At 62.6% G+C, this 26,356-nt stretch carries 16 protein-coding genes; 7 read left to right on the forward strand and 9 right to left on the reverse strand.

The window, feature by feature from the left end; genetic code table 11:
• Positions 1–251: 251 nt before the first annotated feature.
• Positions 252–1,589 (reverse strand): hypothetical protein, encoded by a 1,338-nt coding sequence (locus tag AC6IZO_RS06405; RefSeq protein WP_497809140.1) that lies wholly within the window; start codon positions 1,587–1,589, stop codon positions 252–254.
• Positions 1,590–1,627: 38 nt separating this feature from the next.
• Positions 1,628–3,691: an OPT family oligopeptide transporter gene (locus tag AC6IZO_RS06410; RefSeq protein ID WP_497809142.1), complete on the reverse strand. Its 2,064-nt coding sequence runs from the start codon at positions 3,689–3,691 to the stop codon at positions 1,628–1,630.
• Positions 3,692–3,841: 150 nt separating this feature from the next.
• Here AC6IZO_RS06410 and AC6IZO_RS06415 point away from each other — a divergent pair, with 150 nt between their 5' ends.
• Together AC6IZO_RS06415 and AC6IZO_RS06420 are read left to right on the forward strand one after the other, a co-directional pair.
• Positions 3,842–4,987 (forward strand): acyltransferase family protein, encoded by a 1,146-nt coding sequence (locus AC6IZO_RS06415; protein WP_497809144.1) that lies wholly within the window; start codon positions 3,842–3,844, stop codon positions 4,985–4,987.
• A 318-nt stretch (positions 4,988–5,305) separates the two neighbouring features.
• Positions 5,306–6,568, forward strand: coding sequence for an Nramp family divalent metal transporter (locus AC6IZO_RS06420; protein ID WP_497809146.1), 1,263 nt, complete (start codon positions 5,306–5,308; stop codon positions 6,566–6,568).
• Positions 6,569–6,637: 69 nt separating this feature from the next.
• Here the strand turns inward: AC6IZO_RS06420 and AC6IZO_RS06425 are convergent, their stop codons facing one another.
• On the reverse strand, positions 6,638–9,025 hold the full coding sequence (locus tag AC6IZO_RS06425; RefSeq protein WP_497809148.1) for a glucosidase family protein: 2,388 nt from the start codon (positions 9,023–9,025) through the stop codon (positions 6,638–6,640).
• A 230-nt stretch (positions 9,026–9,255) separates the two neighbouring features.
• Between AC6IZO_RS06425 and AC6IZO_RS06430 the strand changes: the two genes are divergently transcribed.
• On the forward strand, positions 9,256–10,998 hold the full coding sequence (locus tag AC6IZO_RS06430; protein WP_497809150.1) for a class I adenylate-forming enzyme family protein: 1,743 nt from the start codon (positions 9,256–9,258) through the stop codon (positions 10,996–10,998).
• 59 nt (positions 10,999–11,057) lie between these two features.
• Here the strand turns inward: AC6IZO_RS06430 and AC6IZO_RS06435 are convergent, their stop codons facing one another.
• Positions 11,058–11,318: a hypothetical protein gene (locus tag AC6IZO_RS06435; protein ID WP_497809152.1), complete on the reverse strand. Its 261-nt coding sequence runs from the start codon at positions 11,316–11,318 to the stop codon at positions 11,058–11,060.
• Between the two features lie 89 nt (positions 11,319–11,407).
• On the opposite strand from AC6IZO_RS06435, the gene gltX reads away from it, so the two are divergent.
• The 3 genes from gltX to AC6IZO_RS06450 all read left to right on the forward strand — a co-directional run bounded on the left by gltX (position 11,408) and on the right by AC6IZO_RS06450 (position 15,137).
• Positions 11,408–12,853 (forward strand): glutamate--tRNA ligase, encoded by a 1,446-nt coding sequence (gltX, locus tag AC6IZO_RS06440; protein ID WP_497809154.1) that lies wholly within the window; start codon positions 11,408–11,410, stop codon positions 12,851–12,853.
• A 37-nt stretch (positions 12,854–12,890) separates the two neighbouring features.
• Complete coding sequence (locus AC6IZO_RS06445; protein WP_497809156.1) at positions 12,891–14,603, forward strand: glutamine--tRNA ligase/YqeY domain fusion protein; 1,713 nt, start codon at positions 12,891–12,893, stop codon at positions 14,601–14,603.
• A 138-nt stretch (positions 14,604–14,741) separates the two neighbouring features.
• Positions 14,742–15,137 carry a response regulator gene (locus AC6IZO_RS06450; protein WP_497809158.1) on the forward strand — a complete coding sequence of 132 codons (396 nt, stop codon included), beginning with the start codon at positions 14,742–14,744 and terminating at the stop codon, positions 15,135–15,137.
• On the opposite strand, the gene AC6IZO_RS06455 is transcribed toward AC6IZO_RS06450, so the two are convergent.
• A complete protein-coding gene (locus tag AC6IZO_RS06455) occupies positions 15,134–15,829 on the reverse strand; it encodes an SOS response-associated peptidase (RefSeq protein ID WP_497809160.1) in 696 nt (231 codons plus the stop codon). The genes AC6IZO_RS06450 and AC6IZO_RS06455 overlap by 4 nt on opposite strands.
• Before the next feature lie 294 nt (positions 15,830–16,123).
• Between AC6IZO_RS06455 and AC6IZO_RS06460 the strand changes: the two genes are divergently transcribed.
• A complete protein-coding gene (locus AC6IZO_RS06460; RefSeq protein ID WP_497809162.1) occupies positions 16,124–20,518 on the forward strand; it encodes a beta strand repeat-containing protein in 4,395 nt (1,464 codons plus the stop codon).
• A gap of 60 nt (positions 20,519–20,578) precedes the next feature.
• Here the strand turns inward: AC6IZO_RS06460 and AC6IZO_RS06465 are convergent, their stop codons facing one another.
• Genes AC6IZO_RS06465 through AC6IZO_RS06480 form a run of 4 tightly spaced genes read right to left on the reverse strand, consistent with a single transcriptional unit; the run spans position 20,579 to position 26,322 of the window.
• On the reverse strand, positions 20,579–22,081 hold the full coding sequence (locus AC6IZO_RS06465; protein ID WP_497809164.1) for a TolC family protein: 1,503 nt from the start codon (positions 22,079–22,081) through the stop codon (positions 20,579–20,581).
• A gap of 39 nt (positions 22,082–22,120) precedes the next feature.
• A complete protein-coding gene (locus AC6IZO_RS06470; RefSeq protein ID WP_497809166.1) occupies positions 22,121–23,278 on the reverse strand; it encodes an ABC transporter permease in 1,158 nt (385 codons plus the stop codon).
• An 8-nt stretch (positions 23,279–23,286) separates the two neighbouring features.
• A complete protein-coding gene (locus tag AC6IZO_RS06475) occupies positions 23,287–24,393 on the reverse strand; it encodes an ABC transporter permease (RefSeq protein ID WP_497809168.1) in 1,107 nt (368 codons plus the stop codon).
• A 3-nt stretch (positions 24,394–24,396) separates the two neighbouring features.
• A complete protein-coding gene (locus AC6IZO_RS06480) occupies positions 24,397–26,322 on the reverse strand; it encodes an ATP-binding cassette domain-containing protein (RefSeq protein WP_497809170.1) in 1,926 nt (641 codons plus the stop codon).
• Between the last annotated feature and the right edge of the window lie 34 nt (positions 26,323–26,356).

A 26,356-nucleotide genomic window follows, 5' to 3' on the forward strand; every position in this document is an offset into this window, starting at 1 on the left:
CCGGGCCAACAGTCCGCGCGCAGGAGACCAGAAGCAGATCCTTCGCTGCGCTCAGGATGACGCGGCAAACGGACCTAGTGACAGGGAAACAACGGCCCGGAGCGCAGCGCAACCCGCACGAGCCCGCGTGCCGAATGACGCGAAAAACGAATGCCCCACGCAAGCAATACACCTGCGTGGGACACACTCTTCAATCGATAAAGCCTTGGAATTTGAAACCTTACGAAACCTTCTGCAACCTTTCGAAACTCTTACTCCAGCACTTTCTCGATGGTTTCAATGTCAACCAGTCCGCGGCAGCCGTAGAGCGCAGGCAGCACTTTCTCAGGCGCATGCTTGCGGCGCAGTTCGGCCACGCGCACGGTACCGGAGCGGTACGCAGGCAGGTACATGCGTCCCAGCAACGGGTGCTTGCCCCACGCGCCGGAGAGCTTCTGTGCGCGCTCCTCGCTGACGAGGAAGTCATTGCGCAGAACCTTGGCAACCTCGGGCTGCTCACGCTTCTCCTGCCAGGTCAGGTAGCTGGACTGGTTCTTGGCATCGTCCTGCAACAGGGCCAGCAGCACGCCGACCTTCATATCGTCGTCCGGAAGCTGATCGATCTCGGTGGCTCCGTGCGCGATGAGGATGGCGTTGTTGGCCAGGCCCTCAAAGAGCGTGGCGGCGCGCGTGTTCATCGTCAGCACCGTGCCCTCAAAGCCCGCCAGTCCGCGCGTATACAGGTTCTGCAGGTAGGTAAAGGTTGTGACGTGTCCCGGCACGACCTCGTGGCTGATGAGCTGCTGGAACTCCGGCACGCTGATTTCCAGCGACGCGTTGATCTCGTAGGTGGCCTCGTATTGGGGAGAGCCATCCGCGTTGCGCTTGCGGCCCACGTAGTTCATGGAACCGGAGAACCATGCGTCCTTGATGGGCAGGAACTCGATGTTGGCGCGCGGCACCGTCTCCAGTTCCTTCGGCAGATACGGTGTCAGGTTCTTGCGGCAGAGATTGTCAAAGTAGGCGATGACGGCGTCGCTGAGGGCGCGCACCGAGGCCATGGGCGTAACGCGCTGCTTGCGCCAGGCGTCCACCGAGGCCAGCAACTGCTCTGGCGTGGCAACGGCAAAGCCTTCCTTGCCGAGCAGCTTGGCCAGCAGATCCTTCTTCGCCGCCGGGTTGCTTGGCTCCGGCGCGCGGCCGGTGGAGGCCATGACGGCGCGCTCATACGGCACCGCCGGCCCCTGCCCGAAGGTCTCCATCGCCAGCTCCCACATCGTCCACAGACACAGATGCAGGCCTTCGAGATAGGCGGCGCGCACGGGTTCGGCGCGGCGCGCTTCGGCCGCCAGCTCGTCCATGGAGTGAATCAAGGTCATGCGGAAGTCGCCGAGATAGCGCTTCACGGCCTCATGGTCCTTGCCGGTAACGCCACCGGCGTCGCGCACGGCCTTGGCGCTGGCGAGCGTGTAAGCCTCGGGCAGCGGCTCGTCGCTGAACCAGGAGTCGGCGATGAAGCGGCCGGTACCGGAGGCGCACAGCACATCGCCTCCCCAGAGAGTGTCCACGCCGAGAATGGCGTTTGCAATTGCGAGATCAGAAGGTTTCACGAGAATCTCCCATGTCCTTTCGCGTCAGACGCGAAATTTTATTGTCTCTCTTTCGGCTTGGCCATGGAGCCGAAATACATGTACAGGCAGAGGCCGAAGAAGAGCACGAGCGAGACCAGTTGCGCGATGCTCTCATTGCCGTAGAACGGCGTCTGTATCCACTCTTCCTTGAAGCTGGGCACCACGCGCAGAGCGGCTCCGAAGACACCGCCGAGTGCACCGCCCGCCATCAGGCCTCCGGCGAGAATGACGCCGCGCTCGCGGATGGTGGTGCCGCGCTCGCCATCGATCTTGCTGGCGCGCTTGTTCACCAGGTGCGAGAGGAAGCCACCGACGAGGATGGGCGCGGTCAGCCCCAACGGCAGATAGATGCCAAGGGCGAAGACCATCGACGAGGTGCCAAGCATCTCCAGAATGATGGTGATGATGGCGCCGATACCGAACAGCGCGTAGGCCACCGGCTGGCGGCTCATGAAGCCGACAACGATCGCCTTCAGGGCCGACGCCTGCGGAGCCACCAGCACCTGGCGCGTGTCACCCGGCATGGCCTCGCCAAACTGGAAGACCTTGGCCAGCAGGATGATGGTGAAGCCTGCGGCAATGGCTGCCGCAATGACGCCGATGAACTTCAGCTTCTCCTGTTTGGCGGGCGTGGAGCCGAGCCAGTAGCCGGACTTGAGGTCGGTGACGAACTGGCCCGAGGCGCACAGCGCCGTGCAGACCATGCCGGCAATGGCCATGACGAAGAACATGCCGGTGGTGCCGCTCAGTCCGAAGTTCAGCAGCACAAGCGCGCTGACAATGACGGTCAGCAACGTCATGCCGCTGGCCGGATTGTTGGCCGTGGTGGCAATGGCGTTGGCCGCCACAGTGGTGAAGAAGAACGAGAACAGCAGCGTCAGGATAAGGCCGATGATGACCACCGCCAGCGAGACGTGAAGCTGGCCGAAGAAGATGGCGACGCAGAGCGAGGCGAAGACCACACCGGCCAGTATGGCGATGATCGACATGTCGCGGTCGGTGCGCTCGGTGTGCGCGGCCTCTCCGTGGCGGAAGGCATGCAGCGCGATGCCGAACGAACCGGCGATGACCTTGAGGTTCTTGATGATGCCGACGATGCCCGCGCTGGCGATGGCGCCCACGCCGACAAAGCGCACGTAGTTGCGATAGATCGCCAGGGCCGACATCTGCGCGATGGGCACCGTGCCGGGGTAGACGGCGGCGTCCAGATGCGCGCCCACAAACCAGATCAGCGGCACCATGACGAAGCTGGCGAGCAGACTTCCGGCGCAGAAGATGAGCGCCACGCGGAAGCCCATGATGTAGCCGAGGCCGAGGATGAAGCTGACGGCGTCAAAGTTGAACGCCATTTTGCCGCGGTCGGCCAGCGCGCGGATGCCCGGCACGAACTGGAAGTCGAGGTACTCCTTCCAGACGTGGAAGGTGGTGGTGATGAAGTCGTAGAGGGCGGCGATGCCCGTGGCCTGAATGAGCAGCTTGGCCTGCGAGCCGCCTTTTTCGCCCGTCACCAGCACCTCGGTGATGGCCGTGGCCTCCGGGAATGGCAGCTTACCGTGCATTTCGCGCACGAAGTAGCGACGCAGCGGAATGATGAACAGGATGCCGAGGCAGCCACCGGCGAGGCAGATGAAGATGGTCTGCACCGGGTGAGGATCAAGATGCAGGATGTAGAGCGCGGGCACGGTAAAGACCGCACCAGCCACCACGCTGCCCGAGGCTCCACCCATGCCGGTGATGATCATGTTCTCCAGCACCGTGGAGCGGCGCTGATAGACGCGCGCCAGTCCAATGGAGAGGATAGAGATCGGGATGGCGGCTTCCATGCCCTGCCCGACCTTGAGGGCCGAGTAGGCCGAGGCGACGCTGAAGATGATGCACAGCAGCGTGCCCCACAGGATCGCGCGCCAAGTCGACTCCGGCGGCTCCTCCGTGGCCGGAACCAGCGGTTCGTAGGTTTCTCCGGGAGCAAGCTCCCGGTAGGCATTGGCGGGGAGGGATTTTGGTTCGGACGCGGCAGTAGCCATGTAGGAAGGCGCTCCAGCAATCAGGTGGCCCACGGCCGAGGCTTCAGCCGCAGGCAAACAACTCTGCATTGTAAACAGGCTGCAAGCCGTTGCAAGGAACTTCTTTGCGCCATCAGGAGTTTTGCATTTCGCGGACCCCGCATATAACAGCCTGTCTTTCGCTTCGCACTTTGCCCCTGCGGCCCCGCCTCCTATAATGCGGGCAACATGGCCCACGCTGAGACGCTCCCGCCTGCCGCACCCAAACAACGCCTGCTTTCGCTCGATGTCTTCCGCGGACTGACCGTCGCGTTCATGATTCTTGTGAACAACGGACACGGGCCGAGCTACTGGCCGCTGGTGCACAGCGAGTGGAATGGCTGGACGCCGACCGACCTCGTGTTCCCGTTCTTTCTCTTTATCGTCGGCGTTTCCATCGTGCTCTCCACGGCCTCTCGCATAGAGCGCGGCGAAAGCCGCCTGGCGCTGCTGGGGCACACGGCACGCCGGGCAGCCATCATCTTCGTTCTCGGACTGCTGATCTTCCCTTTCCCCAACTATCACCTGGCGACGTGGCGCATTCCGGGCGTGCTGCAGCGCATCGCGCTCTGCTACTTTGCGGCCGCGCTCATTTACCTCTACTCGTCGCGACGTGCGCGTTACGTGTGGATGGCGGCTCTGCTGATTGGCTACTGGGTGATGATGCGCTTTGTGCCAGTGCCGGGCTTCGGCGTGCCGGGCGTGGATATTCCGCTGCTGCATCCAGACAACAACCTAGCCGCGTGGCTGGATCGCAAGGTGATGATGGGGCACCTATTTGAGGGCGTGCGCGATCCCGAGGGCCTGCTGAGCACACTTCCGGCCATTGTGAACCCGCTGGCGGGCATCATGGTGGGCGAGTGGATTCGCGAGTTGAAGGCCACGCCGATGAGGCTGATCAAACGGCTGGCAGGTGTTGGCGCTGCCCTGTTCGTGCTCTCTCAGGTATGGAACGTCTGGTTCCCCATCAACAAGAAGCTCTGGACGAGCAGCTACGTGCTGCTGACAGTCGGGCTGGCAATGATCACACTCGCCTTCTGCTACTGGCTGCTGGATGTGCGGCGGGTGGGCACCCGCGCCACGTGGCCTGCCGTGGTCTTTGGCAGCAACGCCATCTTTGCCTATGCGCTCAGCGAGCTTCTGGTGCAGACAAGCTGGAACATCTATCTAGACGCCGCGGGCAAGTTCAGCGTGAACGACTGGTGGTTCCGCACGCTGTTCAGCCGCATACAGCCGCCGCAGATGGCCTCGCTCGCCTACGCTGTCACCTATGTCGGCCTCTGCTGGCTCGCCACATATGCGCTCTACCGCAAGAAGATATTTCTCAAGGTCTAGCAGTGTGACGCACGACCGACTTTTCTCGACAGCGAAGTGCGCGAATGCCACGCGTGGTGTGTTACTTTGGAAGAGGCCGCTTCTTCGCGGCACATCAATTTATGACAGAGCCAAAGAAATCCGAACCTCCGAGTAGGTTCCTCGAAGCGCTCCGTCCGCGGCTGTAGCCTTCCTCACTGGCACTCGCCGCAGCGGAGCAATCCGTTCGTCTGAGCGAGTGAACTAGACCCACATCGTCTAGCTTCCACCGTCCACAAATCGCCGTGCGCGCCCTGTGCCGCGGCCGTGTCCGTGTGTATTCCGGACAGGAGGTGCCAAGTGCGTCTGAAAGAAATCCGCCGTCCCGCGAACCTGCTCAAGTATCGCCTGCTGAGCATGCTAGCTGTCATCGGTCCAGGTATTATCACCGCCAACGTCGATAACGACCCCGGCGGCATCCTCACCTATTCACAGGCCGGCGCAAAGTTCGGCTATTCCCTCATCTGGACGCTGATTCCGACCACGGTCGCGCTCATCGTCATCCAAGAAATGTCCGCGCGCATGGGCGCCATCACGGGCAAGGGCCTCAGCGACCTCATCCGCGAAGAGTTCGGCCTGCGCGCCACGTTCTTCACCATGATCGTCTTCGGCCTGGCCGATCTCGGCACCATCGCGGCGGAGTTCGCGGGCATCGCGAGCGGCATGGAATTGTTCGGCGTCAGCAAATACATTGCGGTGCCCATCGGCGCACTGATCGTGTGGCTGGTGATCGTCTTTGGCTCCTACCAGCCGGTGGAGCGGCTGCTGCTCGTATTCTCGCTGGTGTACCTGTCGTATCCGATTTCCGCAATGCTGGCGCACCCCCGGTGGGGCGAGGTGCTGCACAAGACGGTCGCGCCGGGCAGTCTCCACGGCTCCGAGTATTACGTGATGGTCGTCGGCCTCATCGGCACCACCATCACGCCGTGGATGCAGTTCTACCTGCAATCGTCGGTGGTCGAGAAAGGCGTGACCGAGAAGCAGTACAAGCTGTGCCGCTGGGACGTGATCGGCGGCTGCTTCATGACGCAGATCGTCACGTTCTTCATCATCGTGGCCTGCGGCGCCACGCTCTACACCAACGGCATTCACGACATCAACGACGCGGCCGATGCCGCCGCCGCGCTGCGTCCGCTCGCAGGACGCTTCGCTTCGATCCTGTTCGCTGTCGGGCTGATCAACGCCGCCATGCTCTCGGCGGCCATTCTGCCGCTGGCAACGACCTACAACGTCTGCGAAGGACTAGGCTTTGAATCGGGCGTGAACCGCAAGTTCCGCGAGGCTCCGATCTTCTACTCGATCTATACGCTGCTCGTGGTCTTCGGCGCCGCCATCGTGCTCATCCCCAAGCTGCCGCTGATCAAGCTCATCCTGCTTTCGCAGGTGGCCAACGGCATGCTGCTGCCGTTCGTGCTCTTCTTCATGCTCAAGCTGATCAACCGGCGGGAGCTGATGGGGCGCTACACGAACTCGCGCGGTGCCAACATCATTGCGGTCTCCACCAGCGTGATCATGATCGTGCTGACGGCGGCGATGATCTGGACGACCGTCCGCCCCAGCTAGATCGAACGCAAACAAAAAAGCTCGCGAGGCAAACGCCCCGCGAGCTTTCTTAATCACGTTGAACTTCCGTTACGGCTGCTGATTCGGCGCGCCGTTGTCGCCGGTTTCCAGAAACTTCTGGTACCGCCGGCTGTACTCGCGCAGGTAGTCTTCAACCGTCTGCTCGTAGCTGAGTGTTGGCGTACTGCTCTTGCGGTGCCAGCGCAGGGCGAGCTTCTTGGCCGTTGCAGGCAGCTCGATCACACGTGAACTCGTGCCCGGCGCATCCGTGATGGAGCCGAGCGCGATTACCTTCACCGGCTTGCCGTCGACGCTCGCGCCATCCAGTTCCATGAACCACGGCAGGTGAACGTAGGTGTGGGCCGGAGCACGGCGGAAGTCACCGCTCACCTCCAGCACCGCCTCGGTTTCACTGCGGATGCTCAGCGCAAACTCAATGGCGCCGAACTCAGTGGGAGCGCGCTTCACGGTGATCGTCTCGCCGGGCTTCACCCATTCGGGCGAAATCACCGAGAGCAGATGCAGGTCATTGCCCTGCTCGCGCACCAGCATGTTGCGCAGCGCGGCGCGGAACTTGGCGCTGTACCAGCCGTGCGGCGACAGGTTCAGGTTGAAGTCGCGCAGCCCCCACGGGCGTATGGCGAATTCAAAACCCGCGTGCGTGGAGCTGGTGTGCATGAGCGTTGCGTAGAGCTCCTCGACCGCCCACTGCTGGTCGCCGCGGATGGTCTCGGTCTCCGTGTTCTTGAAGGTGAGGTAGTGGTGCAGCCAGCGTCCGTCGCCGTAGGTCATGATGCCTTCCTGGTACTTGGCGCGCGTGGCGTTGAGCGTGGCCGTCACCAGCGGATCGTGCGGATCAAGAATGATCTCCGGGTAGACGGCGAGCATGTTGCCCCAATCCTGGCCGCCGGGGCCTTCGAGGCCGGGCGTCATGTATCCGCCGGTCGTCTTCGTCTGCTCGGCCAGCGCCTTGCGGAAAGCCGCGAAGTACTCGTCATATTCACGGCGAAAATCGGCGGCGTCCTTCTTTTCGCCGAGCGCGTCCGCCAGCAGAATGGCGTTCTTCAACCCGGCGAGCGCCCAGAAATTGTGCCCGGTCACATGACCACTGATGTCTTCATTGTCGCCCGGAGAGGTCTTCGGCATCACGTGCAGCGGGTCTGCGGCGCGCGCCTGCTTCAGCCACACGACAGCCTTGCGAATCGAGGGGAAGACGCTCTCGGCGAACTTAAGGTCGCCGGTTATGCGGTAGTGCTCGCCAAAGGCCCACAGCACCTGTCCCCAACCGTCAAACTGGCCGCCCTGCGAGACAAAGTTGCCGTCCGCCTGCTGCCAGCGCGGGAAGAAGTCGAGCACCTGACGCGCGAAGTCCGGGTATCCGGAGAGGTCGTACATGCGCACGATGTAGGACGAATCACGCAGCCAGAAGGCATGGTAGTGGAACTTGTTGACCGTCTGCACGTAGTCAGGGCCGAGCTTGTCGCGGGCAATCAGGTCGTAGACCAGGTTGGCCTTGAAGGCATCGTTCACCTTCTCTTCCGGCACCGTGATCTCCAGCCCGCGCGCGAAGATCTGCTCCCAATAGGCGGCGGTGCGGCCCAGGTATTCGTGGAAGTCGGCGCTCCGGATGGCTGTGGCCTCGGGCGCATCCTGCACGGGCGGCACCACCGGCAGCTTGAAGTCGAGGACCTCCTCCGCTCCATCGGCGAGCGGCAACTTGTATTGCACGTAGCCCATCGGCGTAGTGGGCAGCACGTTCAGCTTGCGGGCCTCAAGGTTGCTCGGTTCGTGGTAGCCCTCCTGCATAGTCAGGTGGGTGGTGTGCGCGGGCTGCTGCGGAAAGAGATACAGGAGCTTGCCGCCGCGTGTGAAGCCGTCCGCGCTGAAGCCGTAGACCCAGTCGGCGGAAAACTTCTCGCCCAGTTGGCGGTAGGCCCCTTTGTAGCGCGCCTCGGCAGGGCGGAAATAGCGGTTATCGGCCACGCCGCGCCCATCGGGGTTGTCTCTCCCAGGCTCATAGCGCATGGCCGTTCCCAGCCACGCCACGCGGGGCGCACCGCTGCGGTTGGTCACGCGCACGCGGATGAAGTCTACCAGTGTGCCCTCCGGGGTGCCGTCGAGCGTGGCCGCGTAGGACATGAAGTGGTACTGCACGCCATCGCGGACCACGTCATATTCAATGACCGGCAGGTAGCCGCGCATCAGGGTCTTGACGCGCGCGTGAATCGGCTCGGAAGGACTGCCGGTAAAGAACATCAGTTCGCCGTAGCCGGTGTAGTAAAAGCCCTCAGGGCTGACCAGCGTCGCCGTTGGCGCGTCCATCACGCCGATGACGTCGGTCGGGCGGCTGAAGTAGGAGAACGGCTCGCCGGGCCGGTCGATGGCGGGCGAGACCATCTGCGCAAAAACAAGAGCGGACGTAAAGACGAGGACGAGGGTGGCGATCAGCTTACGCATGGTTTTCCCCGCGAGCGGAAGTGGTGAACCGTGGAACAGCCGATGATAAACGGCGGAGGCGGAATTGAATATCGAGGAATGCGTGGTGAAACGCTGAGGATTTTCTGATGGCGTGATTTTGCGCCTTCGCGGGCAGTCGCGCCGCCGCGCTCATCGCGCGGAACACTGAAGCGCTCCTCCAATGGAACCGCCACGTGCGGTAAAATCCATTCGCTGACGCGTTGACCGTTATGATGATTTCCCCCACGCTTGCCCTCCTGACCGCCGAGACCTTTGAACACGAGTTTGCCGACCGCCACCTGCTGCACCGCACCGTGGCGAAGTGGGCCGCCGAACGCCCGAACAGCGTTGCGCTCCTCGACTTTGACCGCCGCAAGGAAACGACCTGGGCGGAGTTTGACGCGGCCTCCACGGCCATTGCCATGCGGCTGCTGGAAGCGGGCTTTGCGAAGGGCGATACCTTCGTCTCGCTGCTGCCCTTCACGAGCCACCATGTCTTCCTCGAATACGCCTGCTTCAAGCTGGGCGTCATCTTTGTTCCGCTCGACCTGCGTCTCACTCCGGCGGAGATTGTGCGGTGCCTGTCGGCAGTGAAGGCTCGCGGCTTCGCCTTCCTGAAGATGCCGGGCACGCCCGATGTGGCGCCGCTGATCGGCCAGTTGCAGGCACAGTTCGCTCCGAAGCTGGTGGTGCAGTTCTCCGCCCCGGGCATAGAGACAACGCCCGGATGCGCCAATGTGGTCGAGCTGTTTGGCGACGCGATGCAGCTTTTGCAGAGCACTGCTGACCGCGCGATAGCCCTGCGCGCCCGTTACGCGGAGGCCACCGCCAAGGTCACCGAGACTGACGGCGCACTCGTGATCTTCACTACCGGGTCAACCGGCTCGCCCAAACCCGCGCTGCTGTCGCACCGCGGCATTGCATGCCAGGCCATGTGTATCAGTCAGACACTCCTGCACGGCAGCCAGGCACCGCTGGTCACGCTGGTGAACCTGCCTCCGAGCCATGTGGGCGGGCAGACCGAGTTGCTGATGGGCACGATCTTTGAGGGCGGCACCGCCGTGCTGCTGCCGGTCTTCGACGCGCTGAAGTCCATGCAGGCGATCTCGGAATGCAAGGTCACGGCCATCGGGCAGATTCCGGCGCTCTTCCAGTTCGAGTGGCGGCTGAAAGATTACGACTCATTCGACCTTCGCTCGCTGGAGATTGCCGTTTACGGCGGACAAAGCGTGCCCCCTGCATTTCTGGACAAGATGGCAACGATGGCTCCGAACGTCGGCACCGGGCTGGGCCTGACGGAAAGCTCCGGCTTCTGCAGCTACACACGGCTGCCCTCGGCTGACGCGCGCCAGTGCTCGAAGGACCTGGGGAAGGCCGCGCCTGTCTACCCCATGACCATTCGCGGCGAGATGCGTGCCGACGGCTTTGCAGGCAGCGAACTACCTCCCGGTGAAATCGGACACGTCTGCTTCAACGGCCCGCAAACCTTCCTCGGCTACCTGAATGACGCCGAGGCCACGGCCAAGACCGTCAGCCGCGACGGCTTCCTCTACACCGGCGACCTCGGCAGCATGGATGCCAACGGCGCACTGCACATGCACGGACGCGCCAAGTTCCTCATCAAACCCGGTGGCTTCCAGGTCTTTCCCGGAGACGTGGAGGCGCACTTTGCGGACCTCGACGAAGTGGCGCAATGCGCGGCCGTCGGCGTGGAACACCCGATTCTGAGCGAGGCCATCGTGCTCTTTGTGGAGACCAAGCAGGGCGCGGAGTTGAAGCTCACGGCTTTGCAACGCCACGCGCGCGGACTCGCCAGCTACATGCGTCCGCGGCACTACGTGCTGCTGCAGGCGGGCGAGCTGCCGCTGAACCGCGTAGCCAAAGCCGATTACATGGCTCTGCGCGAGCGCGCCCGCACGGAAGTCGCGGAGATGCGGGCCGGCCGCTGGGAGACGCAGGACGAGTCGGAGTAGGAAAGTTTCAAGTTTCGAGTTGCGAGTCTTGGGCAAAGAAACTCGTCTCGCATTCCAGGTTAGCCTTGCTGCGCTCCGAAGAACCGGGGTAACCATTCTTTTCGAGTGAGCCACAGAATTGCGGCGACAAGCGCCACAATGCCGCAGACTGCCCCACCCATGATTGAAGCGACAATCAGTTCCAGCGCCAACTGGCCATCATGTGGGTACTTTTGAACAAGTCCGGGCATGACGTAGCGGCTGTAGAGAAATGCGGTCACGAAGAGACCGGCGCCGGACGCCACGATGGTGACGATGGCAACCAACACTACTTTCAGCAAGATGGAGAAGGCTCGCTGCCACATGCGTGGAAGTGTACCAGCGTTACCTCCACTGCGCCCCGCCGCGCAAGTTGCTATACTTGCTACTTATGCTACGAGTCAGATTTGCGCCGTCACCCACGGGCTTTCTGCATGTGGGCAGCGCGCGCACCTTCATCTTTAATTGGCTATTTGCCCGTCATACTGGCGGCACCATGGTCTTCCGGCTCGACGACACAGACGTCGAGCGCAACACGGATGCCTCGGTGGAATCGATTTTTGCGGGCCTGAAGTGGCTGGGTCTGGGCTGGGACGAGGAGTACAAGCAGTCCGAGCGGCTGGCCTTCCATCGCGAAGTGGCCAACGCCATCTTCGCCAAGGACATGGCGTACCGCGACTTTACCCCGGCGCACACCGGCGACTCCGAGAAATCCGGCGCGCAGGGCACCTGGCTTTGCAATCCGGACATGCGCAACATGAGCCGCGAGGAGAGCGACCGCCGTGCCGCTGCCGGCGAGCCCTTCGCGCTGCGCTTCCGCGTGCCGCGTGAGTCGTTCGGCACCCTGCGCTTTACTGATTCCGTCTATGGCGATCAGGAAAAGGCGCTGGCTGATATTGAAGACTTCGCGCTGCTGCGCTCGGACGGCATGCCGACCTACCACCTGGCAAGCTGCGCCGACGACGCCGACCTGAAGATCAGCCACATCATCCGCGGCCAGGATCACCTGACCAACACCTTCAAGCACCTGCTCATTTTCGACGCCATGGGCGCCGAGGCTCCGCAGTTTGCGCACCTGCCGCTGCTGGTTGCGCCCGACGGCACCAAGCTGAGCAAGCGCCGCCACGGCCCCGTTGTCAGCGTAACGACCTACCGCGACGCGGGCTTTCTGCCGGAAGCGTTCATCAACTTCCTGTGCCTGCTGGGCTGGAATCCGAAGAACGACCAGGAATTCATGACCCTGGAGACGCTGAAGCAGCTATTCACGCTCGAAGGCATCAACCGCGCCAACGCCGTGGTCAATTTCAGCGAGGAAGAACCGTTCGACCCCAAGAGCACCTGGCTCAACGGCGAGCACTTGCGTGCGCTGCCGATTGAGACGCTCAGCGCCCAACTGCTTCCCTTCCTGAATCGCGACGGCATGACCGCCGCGCCCGAAAAGGTTGCCGAAGTTGCGCCGCTGATTCGCGAGAGAATCCGCCTGCTGAGCGAAGCGCGCTCGGCCGCCGATTTCTTCTTCCAAAAGGACCTTGCGCCCTACGACGTGAACGAGATGGTTCCGAAGAAGGGCGACCTGGCCATGGTGAAGACCGTTCTGGAGAACGCCAAGCAGGTGCTGAGCGGCATCGCCGAAGCGGACTTCCATCACGATCCGTTGAATGACGCGCTGCGCGCCGCCGCCGACAAACTCGGATTGAAGGCCGGACAGATGTTCCAGCCCATCCGCGTGGCCGTTTGCGGGCGCAAGAACGCGCCGCCGCTGTTCGAGACCATTGCCGTGCTCGGACGCGCAACGACGCTGGAACGCATTGACAAGGCGCTGGCCCTGCTGGGCTAGCGCCGTAGTTTTACGCAGTGAGCGCTGAGGAATCATCATGTCGAGTTCAAAGTCTGAACCTGCAATGAACGCTCCGGAGACCCCGCAGTCCAACTTCATTCGTGACCGCTTCGTGCAGGACATCGAAGCGAAGAAGTACGGCGATGCCGTCATCCAGACGCGGTTTCCACCGGAGCCGAACGGCTATCTGCACATCGGCCACGCCAAGGCCATCTGCCTCGACTTCGGCATGGCCGACGAGTTCGGCGGCAAGACGAACCTGCGCTTTGATGACACCAACCCCTCCAAGGAAGACCAGGAGTACGTCGACTCCATTCAGGAGGACGTGCGCTGGCTCGGCTTTGAGTGGGACAAACTCTGCTACGCCTCCGACTACTTTGGCCAGCTCTATGAATGGGCGGTCAAGCTGATCAAGGACGGCAAGGCTTACGTGGACGACCTGACGGCCGAACAGATCCGCGAATACCGCGGCACGCTCACCGAACCGGGCAAGGAAAGCCCCTACCGCAGCCGCAGCGTGGACGAGAACCTGGCGCTGTTCGAGCGCATGAAGGCCGGCGAGTTCGAGGACGGTTCGCGCGTGCTGCGCGCCAAGATCGACATGACTTCACCGAACCTGAACATGCGCGACCCGGTGATGTACCGCATTCTGCACGCGGAGCACCATCGCACCGGCAACCAGTGGTGCATCTACCCGATGTACGACTTTGCGCATGGCCAGTCGGATTCGATCGAGCACGTCACGCACTCCATGTGCACGCTGGAATTTGCCGATCACCAGCCGCTCTATCAGTGGTACATCCAGCAGTTGGGCATCTTCCCGTCACAGCAGATCGAGTTCGACCGCCTGAGCCTGACCTACACCATGATGAGCAAGCGCAAGCTGCTGCTGCTGGTGCAGGAGAAGCACGTCAGCGGCTGGAATGATCCGCGCATGCCAACCATCAGCGGCATGCGCCGCCGCGGCTACACGCCCGCGGCCATCCGCAACTTTGTGATGGGCGCCGGTGTTTCACGCACCAACGGCATTGTCGATCTGGCGATGCTCGAGCACTACGTTCGCGAGGACCTGAACAAGCACGCGCTACGCGCCATGGCCGTGCTCAAGCCACTCAAGCTGGTCATCACCAACTACCCCGAGGGGCAGAGCGAGGAACTCGAGGCCATCAACAACCCCGAGGACGCAGCGGCGGGCACGCGCAAGGTGCCGTTCAGCCGCGAGCTCTACATTGAGCAGGACGACTTCCGCGAGGTTCCGCCACCGAAGTACTTCCGCCTTATCCCCGGACGCGAGGTGCGCCTGCGCTACGGCTACTTCATTACCGCGCAGGAAGTGGTGAAGAACGATGCCGGGGAGATCGTGGAGGTGCGCTGCACCTACGATCCGGCGACGCGCGGCGGCAATGCCCCCGATGGACGCAAGGTAAAGTCGACCATCCACTGGGTCTCGGCCCAGCATGCGGTTGACTCCGAAGTGCGCGTCTACGACACGCTGTTCAGCAAGCCGAATCCGAATGACGTTGAGGAAGGCCAGGACTTTACGGCCAACCTGAATCCGAACTCGCTGGAAGTGATTGAGCACGCCAAACTGGAGCCTTCGCTGGCGCAGGGCGCGCCGCTGGGCCATTATCAATTCGAGCGGCTCGGCTACTTCTGCGTGGACCAGGATTCGACTCCGGCACGGCCGGTCTTCAACCGCACGGTCGCACTCAAGGACGGCTGGGCCAAGATCGAAAAGCGGAATTCCTGAAACGGAACCACCGAGTCAAAACGCGCCGGAGCAATCCCGATCCGGCGCGTTTTTTCGTCTTGCAGTCTCCATGATTCTCCAACTGGTGTACTCTTTTGACCTGCAAAACAATTTTCCCTCCCCCACCACGGAGTCACGGTGAAGACACGCATTTTGGTTGTAGACGATCAGGAAGCGATTGCCGAAATGCTGAACGAGGTTTTGCTGCGCGCCGGGTACGATTGCCGCTATGCCTGCAGCGGGGCCCAGGGGTTGGTTGAAGCAAAGCAGTTTGAACCCGATGTCGTAATCTCAGACATGCTGATGCCCGGCATGTCGGGTCTTGAACTGGCGCGCGCCCTGCGCGAATTGGTGCCCCAGCTCCCCATCCTCCTGTTTTCCGGGAATCTGGCTTCCGGCGACGTGCTGGCCGAAGCGCACATTCCAGGCCCGCCGCCGCTGCTCGCACACAAGCCCATCGCCCCTAAGGAGCTGATTCGAATTATCGAGGATGAGCTTCAGAACACCGGGCAATCCGTCAGGGAATCCATTTAAAGGCGTAAGCCGGGCAACTCACTGGATGCGACAGGTTCGGCGCAGGAAGCATCGTCGTACTGGGCGCTGTTGACGCGGTTGCTGACCTCGTAGCAGCGCATCATTGCCGCAGGATACGGCTGCAGCATCGCGCACAGGCTCTTCACGTCGCGGAAGCCCGGGTCCAGCCACAAGGCATAGCCGTCCTCGGGCAGGATGACCGGCATGCGGTCGTGAATGCCTGCCATGAGGGCGTTGGGCGTGGTGGTGATGATGGTGCAGCTCTCCAACCACGGCCCCTGCGGCGAGTGCCAACGCTCCCAGAGTCCGGCAAAGGCAAAGACGGAATCATCTTTGAGCGCTGCGCAGTACGGGCGCTTTGCCTTGCCGTCCTTCTTCCACTCGTAAAACCCATCGGCCGGAATCAGGCAGCGCCGCTGCCGCAGGGCTTCGCGATAAGAAGGCTTCTCCGACACGGTTTCCGCCCGGGCATTGATCATCTTGAAGCCGATGGATGGATCCTTGGCCCAGGAAGGAACAAATCCCCAACGCAGCGCCGAGGCCGTTCGGCGTGGCTGGGCAGGGGCCTGCCGCACAGCCAGAATCTCCTGCCCCGGCGCAATGTTATAGCGCGCTGCGAGTTCGGGGGCTTCATCAAGGCCGAACTCTTCTGCCAACTGGCTGGCACGGGTGAGGCGGAAGCGTCCACACATGGGGCGAGTATATCGCGAAGAGGTTCATCCCTCAGTGGCTCCAGGGTGACCAGGCACCTATTACCTAACTTTATACTTGTAACCCTGCTGGTCTGCGATACAGTTCTCAATCGCATTTTGAAATCATCTACACCCCCTTGCAGTGATTGCAGTGAACTCCGCGCGGGCAGGCGCGCTCACCCAAGCGCCCGAGGTGTGCAGTAAGACCGATCGTGCGCACTGGCCAGGAGCTTTCTAATGCGTTCGAGAATATCCTTCCTGTTTTTCTTAGCCTTGCTTTGTAGTTGGAGTTTGATGACAGGATGCGGAGACAGCAGTCATCCCATCTCCGTTGCCATCACATCCTCAACAACCTCAACCTCCATTCCAGCCGGAACCTCGGCAATCACCCTCACCAGCACCGTCACCAATGACAGCAAGAGTGGTGGCGTCACATGGGGCCTCAGCCCCAGTTCCGGGTGCGGCACGCTCACCAGCACATCGAGCGGAGCCACCTACACGCCGCCGGCAGCCGCTACGCTGAACAGTGACTGCACGGCTACGATCACAGCCACATCGGCATCGGATACAAGCAAGACAGGAACCGTCAGCTTTACCGTAAAAGCCATCACCGTCTCGATCTCATCCAGCTCCGGTACCACGACGACTTTCGGAGAAGGCGCCTCGGCCGTGACCCTCACGGCGACCATGGGCAATGAAGCCAGCGGCGCCACGGACACTCCGACGTGGAGCATGGCCTACACCGGCGGCCTCTCCGCCGGATATCGCCGCCCGCAGGTGATCGCAAACCCCTGCGGCACGTTGACCAGCAACGGCACTACGGCCACCTACACGCCGCCTTCCAGCGGCATTGATACGGCCTGCACCGTCACCATCACGGCCACCAGCAGCATCAACAGCAATCAGAAAACCACCAAGACGTTCACCATCAATCCAATCTCGGTCGCCATCACCAGCCCCACCAGCGCGATCACCGAGTTTGCCGATGGCAACGCGGTGAACTTTGCGGCCACCATCACCAATGATGGTTCCAGCCAGGGCCTGGTCTGGTCCGCCACGAACAGCTGCGGCACGGTTGCAGCCGGCACCGGCGGCACCACCGCAACCTTCACACCAAACGCCAGCATCTCCAGCACCTGCACCGGGCAGGTTATCGCCACCTCAGCGCTGGACAGCAGCAAGTACGCCGCGCTCAATGTCACGGTCAATCCCAAGGTCTCCGTGGCGGCGACTCCCGCCAGCACCACGCTGGACGAAGGCGCTTCCACCACGGTTTCGGCGACGGTCACCAACGACCTGAACGCCGCAGGCGTTTCATGGAGCATCAGCCCGGCCTCCGGTTGCGGCTCGCTCAGCAACCAGACAACGACCGGCGCGACGTATAACACGCCGAGCACTCTGGCCTCCGCCTGCACCGCAACCATCACGGCCAAATCAAACGCGGACACCACCAAGAGCACGGCGGCAGCGCCCATCGCGGTGACGCCGACCGATGTTACCCTGATCACGCCGCCAGCCAGTTCGAGCATTCAGGCGAATACCCCGCTGGTGCCGCTGCTCGTGCGAACCACACACGACGGCTCACAACTTGGCGCCACTTGGACGATTTCGCCGGCGACCGGATGCGGCACCCTTGTTCCGGCCACGAATACTGTCATCACCACCGGCATGGTGAGTTCCCCTGGTACCTATACTCCTCCCGCGGAGAGTAGCCTGACGGCTGCCTGCACCGCCACACTGAAGGCGGCTTCAACCTACGACAGCTCGCACTCCGTCACTGCGACCATCACGGTAAACCCGATTTCGGTCAGCGCCATCACTTCGGGCGGCAGCACGCCTCCCACCACGATGGCCCAGAACAGCCTGGCGATTCCGTTGTCGGCTGTTTTGAGCAATGACTTCACAAACGGCGGAGTAACCTTCTCGTTCGCTTCCGGCAGCAGTTGCGGCACGCTTGGGCCGGTAACGACCGCGGACGGCGTGACCTACTCAACCACCTTTACACCGACAGCACCGCAGATCGCGCAGTGTGATGCCAAGATTGTGGCCGCCTCCGTTACCAACACGGCGCGCACCAGTCCGACGCTCACGATCTCAGTACTGCCGCTGACCGTCGCTCTCACCCCGAGCAGCACCACGGGCGTGGTGATCAACGGCACGCAGAGCCTGACGGCCACGATCAGCAATGACGCGCTCGCTGGCTCCGCCTCCTGGACGCTGACGCCGCTCAACGGCGCCACCAGCTGCGGCTCGCTCAGCATCACCAGCGGCTACTCAGCCACCAACACGTTCAACGCACCGGCCACCGCCTGCAAGGCGCAGATCACGGTGACGGCGCAGAATGATTCCACCAAGACGGCGAGCGTCGAACTCGATGTCTCCGACATCTCCGTCAGCATCTCGCCCACCGGCCCCTGGTCGCTCGATGCCAGCAACAAGAACGGCACCAGCGAACTCGATCTCACGGGCGCCATCGTTGGCGGTACCGGCATCACATGGAGCTCCGACAACACCAGTTGCGCCACCGTCACCGCCAACTCCGGAGGCAGCACAGCGGCGGTCACCGCGGTTGCCAGCAGCACGTTGACCTCGAGCTGCACGGCCAACATCAAGGCCGCTTACACCACCGACGCCACCAAGAACGCCAGCTACGTGCTGACCGTTACTCCGGTGAGCGTCTCCGTCTCACCCAACACGCAGCAGAACATCAACGGTCAGACCACGCTGAACGTCACGGCCGCGGTCGCCAATGACGCGGTTCCGGGACCGGGCGTGGCCACCAGCAGCGCCACCTACTACGGCGTCACCTGGTCGATTTCGCCCACCACCGGCTGCGGCACGCTGAGCACCACGGGCCCGGCGGCATCTGTCACCTACACGGCACCAGCCACGGCCTGCAACCCGACCATCACGGCAACCTCCAACGCTGACACGCAGAAGAGCGCCTCCGTTCCGGTGGTTGTGAATGCACCGGCCAGCCCGCTGGTCATCAACACCGTACAGAGCGACATACCGGGCGGCGTGGTTGGCAACCCAATGTCGATCTACTTCAACGTGAGTGGCGGCTCCAACAACGGCGCCAACTACTCGCTCAGCTTCACAGGGCCGTCGTTCCTGGCGGTCTCTTCCAGCAACACCCTGTCGCTGGTGGGCACGCCGACTTCGAGCGACTCGGGCAGCAAGACGCTGACCGTAACCGCCACCGACAGTTCGACGCACCAGACCACCTCCACCAGCTACACGATGACTGTGGCAGCCACGCCCACCGGACACACGTCCTATGTGAGCGGCCGCTACTCCTGCAAGATGCAGGGCTACATTGACAGCGACAGCTCACGCTGGGGCAGCCTGCTGACCTTCTACGCCAACGGAGCCGGCACCATCAGCGCCGGAACCTATGACGCACAGGGCCGTAGCATTGGCGTGAACTCCGGTACGTTCACCGGCACCTACAACATCGGCACCGACAACCTCGGCACCGCCACCCTCACCTTCGACGGCGCGACCGTGCACCAGTACGCGATCGGCGTCAACAACCAGAGCTCGGCTCCGGCCGACACCATCCGCATCACCGCAACTGATGATGTGGGTGCTTCTCCTAGCGGGCAACACGCCAGCGGCGTCTGCTACTTGGACACCACTTCGGCGTTTGCCTCTTCCACGCTGACCAGCAACGGCGTCGTCTTCCAGATGGGCGGCGAGACCGGCGCGGGCCTCCCGAAAGGCATGGTTGGCTACCTCAGCTTCAGCAGCGGCTCCGTCAGCGGCCTGGCAGATCAGACTAAGGACAACCCCGGCACCGGACTGACGACATCCACCAACATGGCGCTCTCTGGCGGAACCTACACCACACCGGATTCCACCACGGGCGTGTTCACCATCAACGTTGCCAACACGGTGCTGAAGGCGTACATCATCGACGCTTCGCGCATGTTCGTCCTGGAAGCCAACTCGAGCGATGCCAATAGCGGAGTGAACATCGGCGAGATGCGCGCCCGTTCGGCCTCAACGTATAGCAACTCCAGTATCAGCGGTGCGTTCGCACTTTACATGCATGGAACTGATGTAAACACGGACGGCAGCATCGCCGGATACAACACGTTCATCGCGCAGGGAACCGGCAACGGCTCCACCGGCTTTACGCTGAACGCGACCTACCGCACCTCGGTCGATACCTCCGGAAACACCAACTACTCGGCCAACGACTCGACGGGAAGCATTACCGCCAGCGTGTCCTCGGGACGCAGTGCTTTCTCGCCTGACGGCACCAGCTACGTTTACATGTACATCTACGGCCCCAACAAGGCCGTGGTCATGGATACGTCGCAGGACGTCGGACTGGGGTGGGTCGAACCGCAGTCGAACACCACCTTCACCGCAACGGCCATCGCCGGAAGCTACATCTTCGGCCAGCCCGTGGCGCTGAATCCGGACTTCAGCATGGGCATCGGCCAGGTAACGGTTGCCACCGACGGAACCGTGACCGGCAACGATGTCAGCGCTGGCGAAGGCTGGTTCAGCTGGGGCGAAGCAATCAGCGCGTCGGCGGCCTTTACCGGCAGCTACGGCGTCATCAACGTCTCGCAGAGCGGGACGGTCATCCTGAACTGCATCGACATCAGCACCAGCAAGTTCGTCTGCATCCAGGTGGACGACAACTCGCCGAACTACATGCTGATGACAAAGTAGTCTTATCGACGAAACAACTCAGGGCCTCGCTTCGGCGAGGCCCTTCTTTTGTGCGGAAGATTACGGCAGCGAGAGGAAGGAAGCGAGCCGCGGCTCGGCGTTGCCCATGGCACGGGCGAGACTGAGCTTGGCCAGGTTGTGCGCCAGCAGGCTGGTAATGTAATCCTGCTCGGCGGTGGCCACGGACTCTTGCGCCTGTGTCAGCTCCACTGAATCCGCAATGCCTGCATCGAGCCTTTGACGGGTGAGCACAAGATTTTCGCGCGCCACCTGCTGGTTGCTCTCGGCCACCTTGAGCTGGCTTTCGGCGGCAGCCACATCCAGCATCGAACTCTTCAACTCAGCTTCAATGCGCGTGCGCATCTCGCGCAGTTCGGCTTCGCGCTGGTCGCGTGTGGCGCGTGCCACCTCAATGTCTCCTTCTGTGCGTCCGCCCTGCCACAGCGGAACCTTCACGGTTCCGGCCACGGTAAACGTGCCGTGCGACTGATTGGGATTCACACCGATCGCACCGTAATCGGCGGAAAACGCCAGTTGCGGAAGCCGCTCGGCCTTGGCAGCACTCTGCGCATGCGCGGCGGCATCACGCGCCGCGGCAGCCGATTGCAGGTCCGCGCGAGTAGCCAGCGCCGTGCGCAGCGCATCTTCATAATTCACCTCTGGCGCAGGCGCATAGGGCACGCTGTCTGCCAACGCCAGCTCGGTATCTGGAGACAGGCCAATCATGCGGCAGAGATTGATGCGCTGCTTGGCCAGGTCATTCTGCAAAGTTGTCAGGCGCTGCTTCTGTGTCTGGTACTCCACCTGGCTGCGGTTGGCGTCAATCTGCGCATTCAGTCCTGCCTCGCGACGCTGCCGCACCTGATCGTAGAGTGCACGCGAAGTCTCCACACGCGCCTTTGCGGCCTCCACTCGCGCCTGCGCGGCGATCACCTGAAGGTATGCACCGCCAACAGCCAGCACCACCAGGTCGCGCGCGTCCTTGGACGCCAGTTGCGCGGCCCGCAGGTTGTCCTGCGCCGAGCGGTAGTTGTTCCACGCCGTCAGGTCGGCCACGGTCTGCGTCAACGTGGCGCGAAGATCAAAGTAGTTGAACGGCCCGATGACCATGGGAATGTACGCCAGCTTTAAGCCCTGAGCCGCCATGTCGGTCTGTGCAACCACCTCTCGCAGGGAGCCGTTCACATTGGGCAGCAGCGCGCTGCGGGCGATACGCATTTGCCCGTGCGCCTGCAGGCCCGCATTCGTCAGGCCGAGGGCACCAAGGTTGTAGTCCAATCCGCGCCCCACAGCTTCGCGCAAGGTCAATGGTCCCGTCAGAGGCTTGCCTGCCGCCCCGCTCTGCGCATACGCACCCTGCACGGAAACCGTCGCGTTCATGGTGTTTATGCTCTGCGTGGTGCCGGCCACAGCCGATTGCTGCGCCGAGACCGAGCCGCTCTGCGCGCTGCGTCCGGAGAGCGGCAACTGCCCGGCAACGGTCGTTGCCTGCGCCACTGCCTGCGTCTCAAACGCCACAAGCATGCCTGTCAGCGCCAGCGTGATTGCAACCGTATTCGTCATCCTGTGATTCATGCTTCCTCCCGCGGGCCACGCCGCGCGCTAGCCAAGCTGCTTGCGGAACCTGCGCACGCTCAGTGTCATCAGCACGAGCGCGAAAATGATGAGTGCGAGAAAATTCGGCCAAAGCTCCGCCAGCGTGCTTCCCTTCACCATCACACCGCGCGTGATGACGCCGAAGTGGCGGATCGGGTTGACGATGGTGACTTGCTGCATCCAATGCGGCATAGACTCAATGGGCGCCACGGCTCCCGAGAGCGAGGCCAGTGGCGGAATCACAAAGAAGGTCAGCAACATGGCCTGTTGCGCTGAGCGGGTGAACGTGGCCATGAAGGTTCCGATTCCTACGCCGCACATCAGGCACATGGCCGCACCGCAGAACACCAGAACGACGCTTCCACGGATCGGCACCGCGAAGATCACGCGAATCAGGACAAGGGCAAACAGCGCCATGCACGACAGCAGGCCGAACAGCGGCGTCAGCTTGGCAATGACGATCTCCGTGGTGCCCGCCGGACACATCAGCAGCTGCTCCACCGTGCCCGCCTCGCGCTCCTTGATCATGGCGCCCGAAGAGACGATGGTTCCATTCACCAGCAGCAGTACGCCAAACACGCCCGTAACGATGAACCACCGCGTCACCAGCCCAGGGTTAAAGAGATTTGCCGAGGTCAACCGCACGGTACCCTTGCGGCTCAGTTCATGGCCCACCGGGTTCACCTGCGCGCGCAGCCCCTGGGCCGCGAGCTGCGCGTTATAGCTGGCCAGCACGCCGCGCGCGTAGCCCTCGCCAATGGTGGCGTTGTTGGCGTTCACGGCATTCAGGATGAATTGAATGTTCGTCAGTTGGCCGCGATGCAGGGTCTTCGCGAAGTCGTAGGGAATGACCACGCCGGCATCAAGACGGCCTCGGCTGATGTCCTGCTCCAGCGTGCTGACTTTCAGGTAGTCGCCGCCTTGGCGGAAGCTCTTGCTCTCCGTGAGAGTCGCCACCAGTTCGCGGCTCTCTGGCGTCTTGCTCTCATCCAGCACACCCAGCTTCAAATTCGAGACAGTCGAATCCAGCGCAAAGCCGAACAGCAGCAACTGCATGGTCGGTGGCACCACCAGCGAGAGCATCAGTCGGCGGTCGCGGCGAATCTGGTTCAACTCCTTGCGCACCAGCGCGCGCAGCCGCTGCCAGAAACTCAGGGATGGCATTTCAGGCGTCATGCGTTCACCTGCATCTTGCGCAGCCGGAACCACGCGACAAAGTAAAGCACTGCGGCAATCACGGCGATCATGACTACGCCGAACCACATCGCAGGCCAGCCACCGCCGCGCAGCAGCGCATCACGGACAATTTCCATGTAATAGCGTCCCCAGATGATGTTCGACACCCAGCGTAGGGACGCCGGAATGTTCTGCACCGGGTAAATCAATCCGGCCATCAAGAAGACCACGAGGAAGCCGCCGAGCGCGACCACCTGGATGGCCGCCGTCTGGTTTGGAATGGCGCCGCCCACCATGGAGCCGAACGCTGCCACGCAAAAGGTGTAGAGCAACGTGGCCACGATGAACGCCGAGGGTTCCCCCACAAAGCGCAATCCGTATACCGAGAACAGCGCAATCATCAGCAGCACCCATTCGCCCAAGCCGATGATGGCGAACGCCAGAATCTTGCCAAGCAGGAATTCATGCGCGCTGATGTTGGAGACATAGACCTGTAGAATCGTCTTCTGCTCCGCTTCGCGCGCCATTGCCAACGAAGCCAGCAGCGGCGGAAACATCGACAGTCCTAGGACGAAGATGCCCGGCGCGTAGAACTTCTGCGAGTCGCGGCCGGGATTGAACCACAGCCGCACCTGCGGCGACACCAGCGCCGCATTCGGCGACGAGGTGTTCTGCGTGTTATAGGCCCGCGTGACCATCCCCGCGTAGCCGCTTACCAGCTTGGCCGTGTTCGCATCGGTGGCGTCCACCAGCAGCTGCACGTTGGCCGGAACGCCGCGCGCAAGGTCGCGTCCGAAGTGCTCGGGGATGATGAGTACGCCGCGTGCCTTGCTTGCCTGCAGCACCTGCTCCGGAGTTGCGTCGCCCGGCCAGGCAACTTCGCGAAAGCTCACCGAGGCACGAAAGGCATCCAGATAGCTGCGTGAGGCCGGCGAGTTGTCGAAATCCTGAACCGCCAGCGGCAGGTCATTCACGTTGAGCGAGAGCGCGCTGCTCAGCAGCAGCATCAGAAACATCGGCATCACCAACGCCAGGGCCAGAGCCAGCCGGTCACGCATAATCTGCGTCAGTTCCTTCCGTATCTGCGCCAGAATCCTTCGCATCGGCTACTCCTCCACCGCAATCCGCCCGCGGGCGCGCGCCTGCTCCACCACGGCAATGAACACATCCTCCAGAGAGAAGCTCTCCTCGGTCACGCTCTCCACCCGGATGCCGCCGCCGGACAACTTCGCCTCCACCTCGCTTTGCTCCGCCGCCAAGTCCTCACCGGTGATGACGTGCAGGCGATATCCGAACAACGACACACGCCACCGCTCCATCGACTGCTTCAACAAATCGGCGGCGCGCTGAGGCTCGTCCACCACAAACTCCAGCAGGTGCCCCGTCTGCTGCTGCTTCACAGTGCTCGGCGCACCCTCCGCCACCAGTTCGCCAGCCACCATGAAGCCCAGCCGGTTGCACTGCTCGGCCTCCTCCAGATAGTGCGTGGTGACAAGAATCGCCGTGCCCATGTCCGCGAGCTGGTTGATCATGCGCCAGAAGGCCCGCCGCGCCAGCGGGTCCACACCCGAAGTCGGCTCGTCGAGAAACAGCACGCTCGGCTCATGTAGAATGGCCGCGCCAAAGGCGACCCGCTGCTTCCAGCCGCCGGGCAGCTTGCCCGTGATCATCTGCTCCTTGCCTTCCAGCCCGGAAAAAGCGAGCACCCACTTTTTCTTCTCCGCAAGCTCCGCTGGCGGCACGCCGTAGACTCCGCCGAAGAACTCAAGGTTCTCGTCAATCGTCAGGTCGTCATAGAGCGAGAACTTCTGCGACATGTAGCCGATCCGTTCGCGCACCTGACGCGAACGCAGCGTGCCGCGCTCGCCCGCCAGTTCAATCTCTCCGCCACTCGGCTCCAGCAGCCCGCAGAGCATCTTGATGGCCGTCGTCTTCCCCGCGCCATTGGCTCCGAGCAGCCCGTAGATTTCGCCATACCTCACGTTGAGATCGATGCCATGCACCGCCGTGAAGGCCCCAAAACGTTTGGTGAGCTGACGCGCGTCAATCGCTACGCCGCCTCGCAGGTCCTGATGCGGATGCCGCCCCGGATATTCCGGCGCACGCATCTCCTGTCCCAACGCGCGCAGCCGGGCGACGAACGTGTTCTCCAGCGTTGGCGCGCCTTCGCGCAGTCCCAGTGTTGTTCCTGGCAGAGCCTTCGCGATATCCGCCCGCGCGGCCGTTGCGTCCGGCGTCATCACATCCAGGCGATCGCCAAATCGTTGCACGTCGGCAACCGCAGTGCTCTCCCCACGCGACAACACAGCTTCGGCGCGCCGCAAATCGCTGGTGTGCAATTCCAGCCGGCTCATTCCCAACTTATTGCGTAACTCGGCCGGGGTGCCGAGCTCGTGAATCTCGCCCAGGTGCATAAGCGCCACGCGATGGCAGCGCTCTGCTTCATCGAGGTATGGCGTCGCGACCACGATGGTGAGGCCATCGGAAGCGAGATGCGCCAGCGTGTCCCAGAATTCACGACGCGAGACCGGATCGACACCCGTAGTCGGCTCGTCCAGCAGCAACACACGCGGCTGAGCCACCAGGGCTGCTGCCAGCGCAAGCTTCTGCTTCATGCCGCCGCTCAGCCGCCCCGCCAGCCGCGCAGCAAAGCGGTCCATGTCAAACATTGAGAGATAGCGATGCGCCCGCTCCGCAATCTGCTCGCGCGGCACACGCCGCAGATCGCCGACGTACCGGATGTTCTCCATCACGCTCAGGTCCGGGTAGAGACTGAACGCCTGCGTCAGGTAGCCAACCTCTGCGCGCGCCTCCCGCGAGGGCCGCCCATAAATCTGAGCGACGCCCGAAGTCTCAGGCATCACACCCGCGAGGATTTGAAACGTCGAGGTCTTGCCGGCACCGTCCGGCCCGATCACACCGAAGATCTCTCCGCGCTGCACTTCCAGCGAGACGCCGCGCACGGCCTCCAGCGCTCCATAATGCTTGCGCAGTTGCTCCACTCGCACGGCGGGCGTCTGTACGTCAGGCACCGGCATCGCTCCGAATTGGTCTGCCGCAAGGCTC

This window comes from Oryzophilus luti, from assembly GCF_059726245.1.

Coding starts and splice junctions, on each gene's coding strand:
- AC6IZO_RS06455 (WP_497809160.1), bottom strand. CDS start 15,829: ATGTGTGGACGCTTCCGCCTCACCCGTGCCAGCCAGTTGGCAGAAGAG.
- AC6IZO_RS06425 (WP_497809148.1), bottom strand. CDS start 9,025: ATGCGTAAGCTGATCGCCACCCTCGTCCTCGTCTTTACGTCCGCTCTT.
- AC6IZO_RS06415 (WP_497809144.1), top strand. CDS start 3,842: ATGGCCCACGCTGAGACGCTCCCGCCTGCCGCACCCAAACAACGCCTG.
- AC6IZO_RS06470 (WP_497809166.1), bottom strand. CDS start 23,278: ATGCCATCCCTGAGTTTCTGGCAGCGGCTGCGCGCGCTGGTGCGCAAG.
- AC6IZO_RS06445 (WP_497809156.1), top strand. CDS start 12,891: ATGTCGAGTTCAAAGTCTGAACCTGCAATGAACGCTCCGGAGACCCCG.
- AC6IZO_RS06430 (WP_497809150.1), top strand. CDS start 9,256: ATGATGATTTCCCCCACGCTTGCCCTCCTGACCGCCGAGACCTTTGAA.
- gltX (WP_497809154.1), top strand. CDS start 11,408: ATGCTACGAGTCAGATTTGCGCCGTCACCCACGGGCTTTCTGCATGTG.
- AC6IZO_RS06465 (WP_497809164.1), bottom strand. CDS start 22,081: ATGACGAATACGGTTGCAATCACGCTGGCGCTGACAGGCATGCTTGTG.
- AC6IZO_RS06475 (WP_497809168.1), bottom strand. CDS start 24,393: ATGCGAAGGATTCTGGCGCAGATACGGAAGGAACTGACGCAGATTATG.
- AC6IZO_RS06460 (WP_497809162.1), top strand. CDS start 16,124: ATGACAGGATGCGGAGACAGCAGTCATCCCATCTCCGTTGCCATCACA.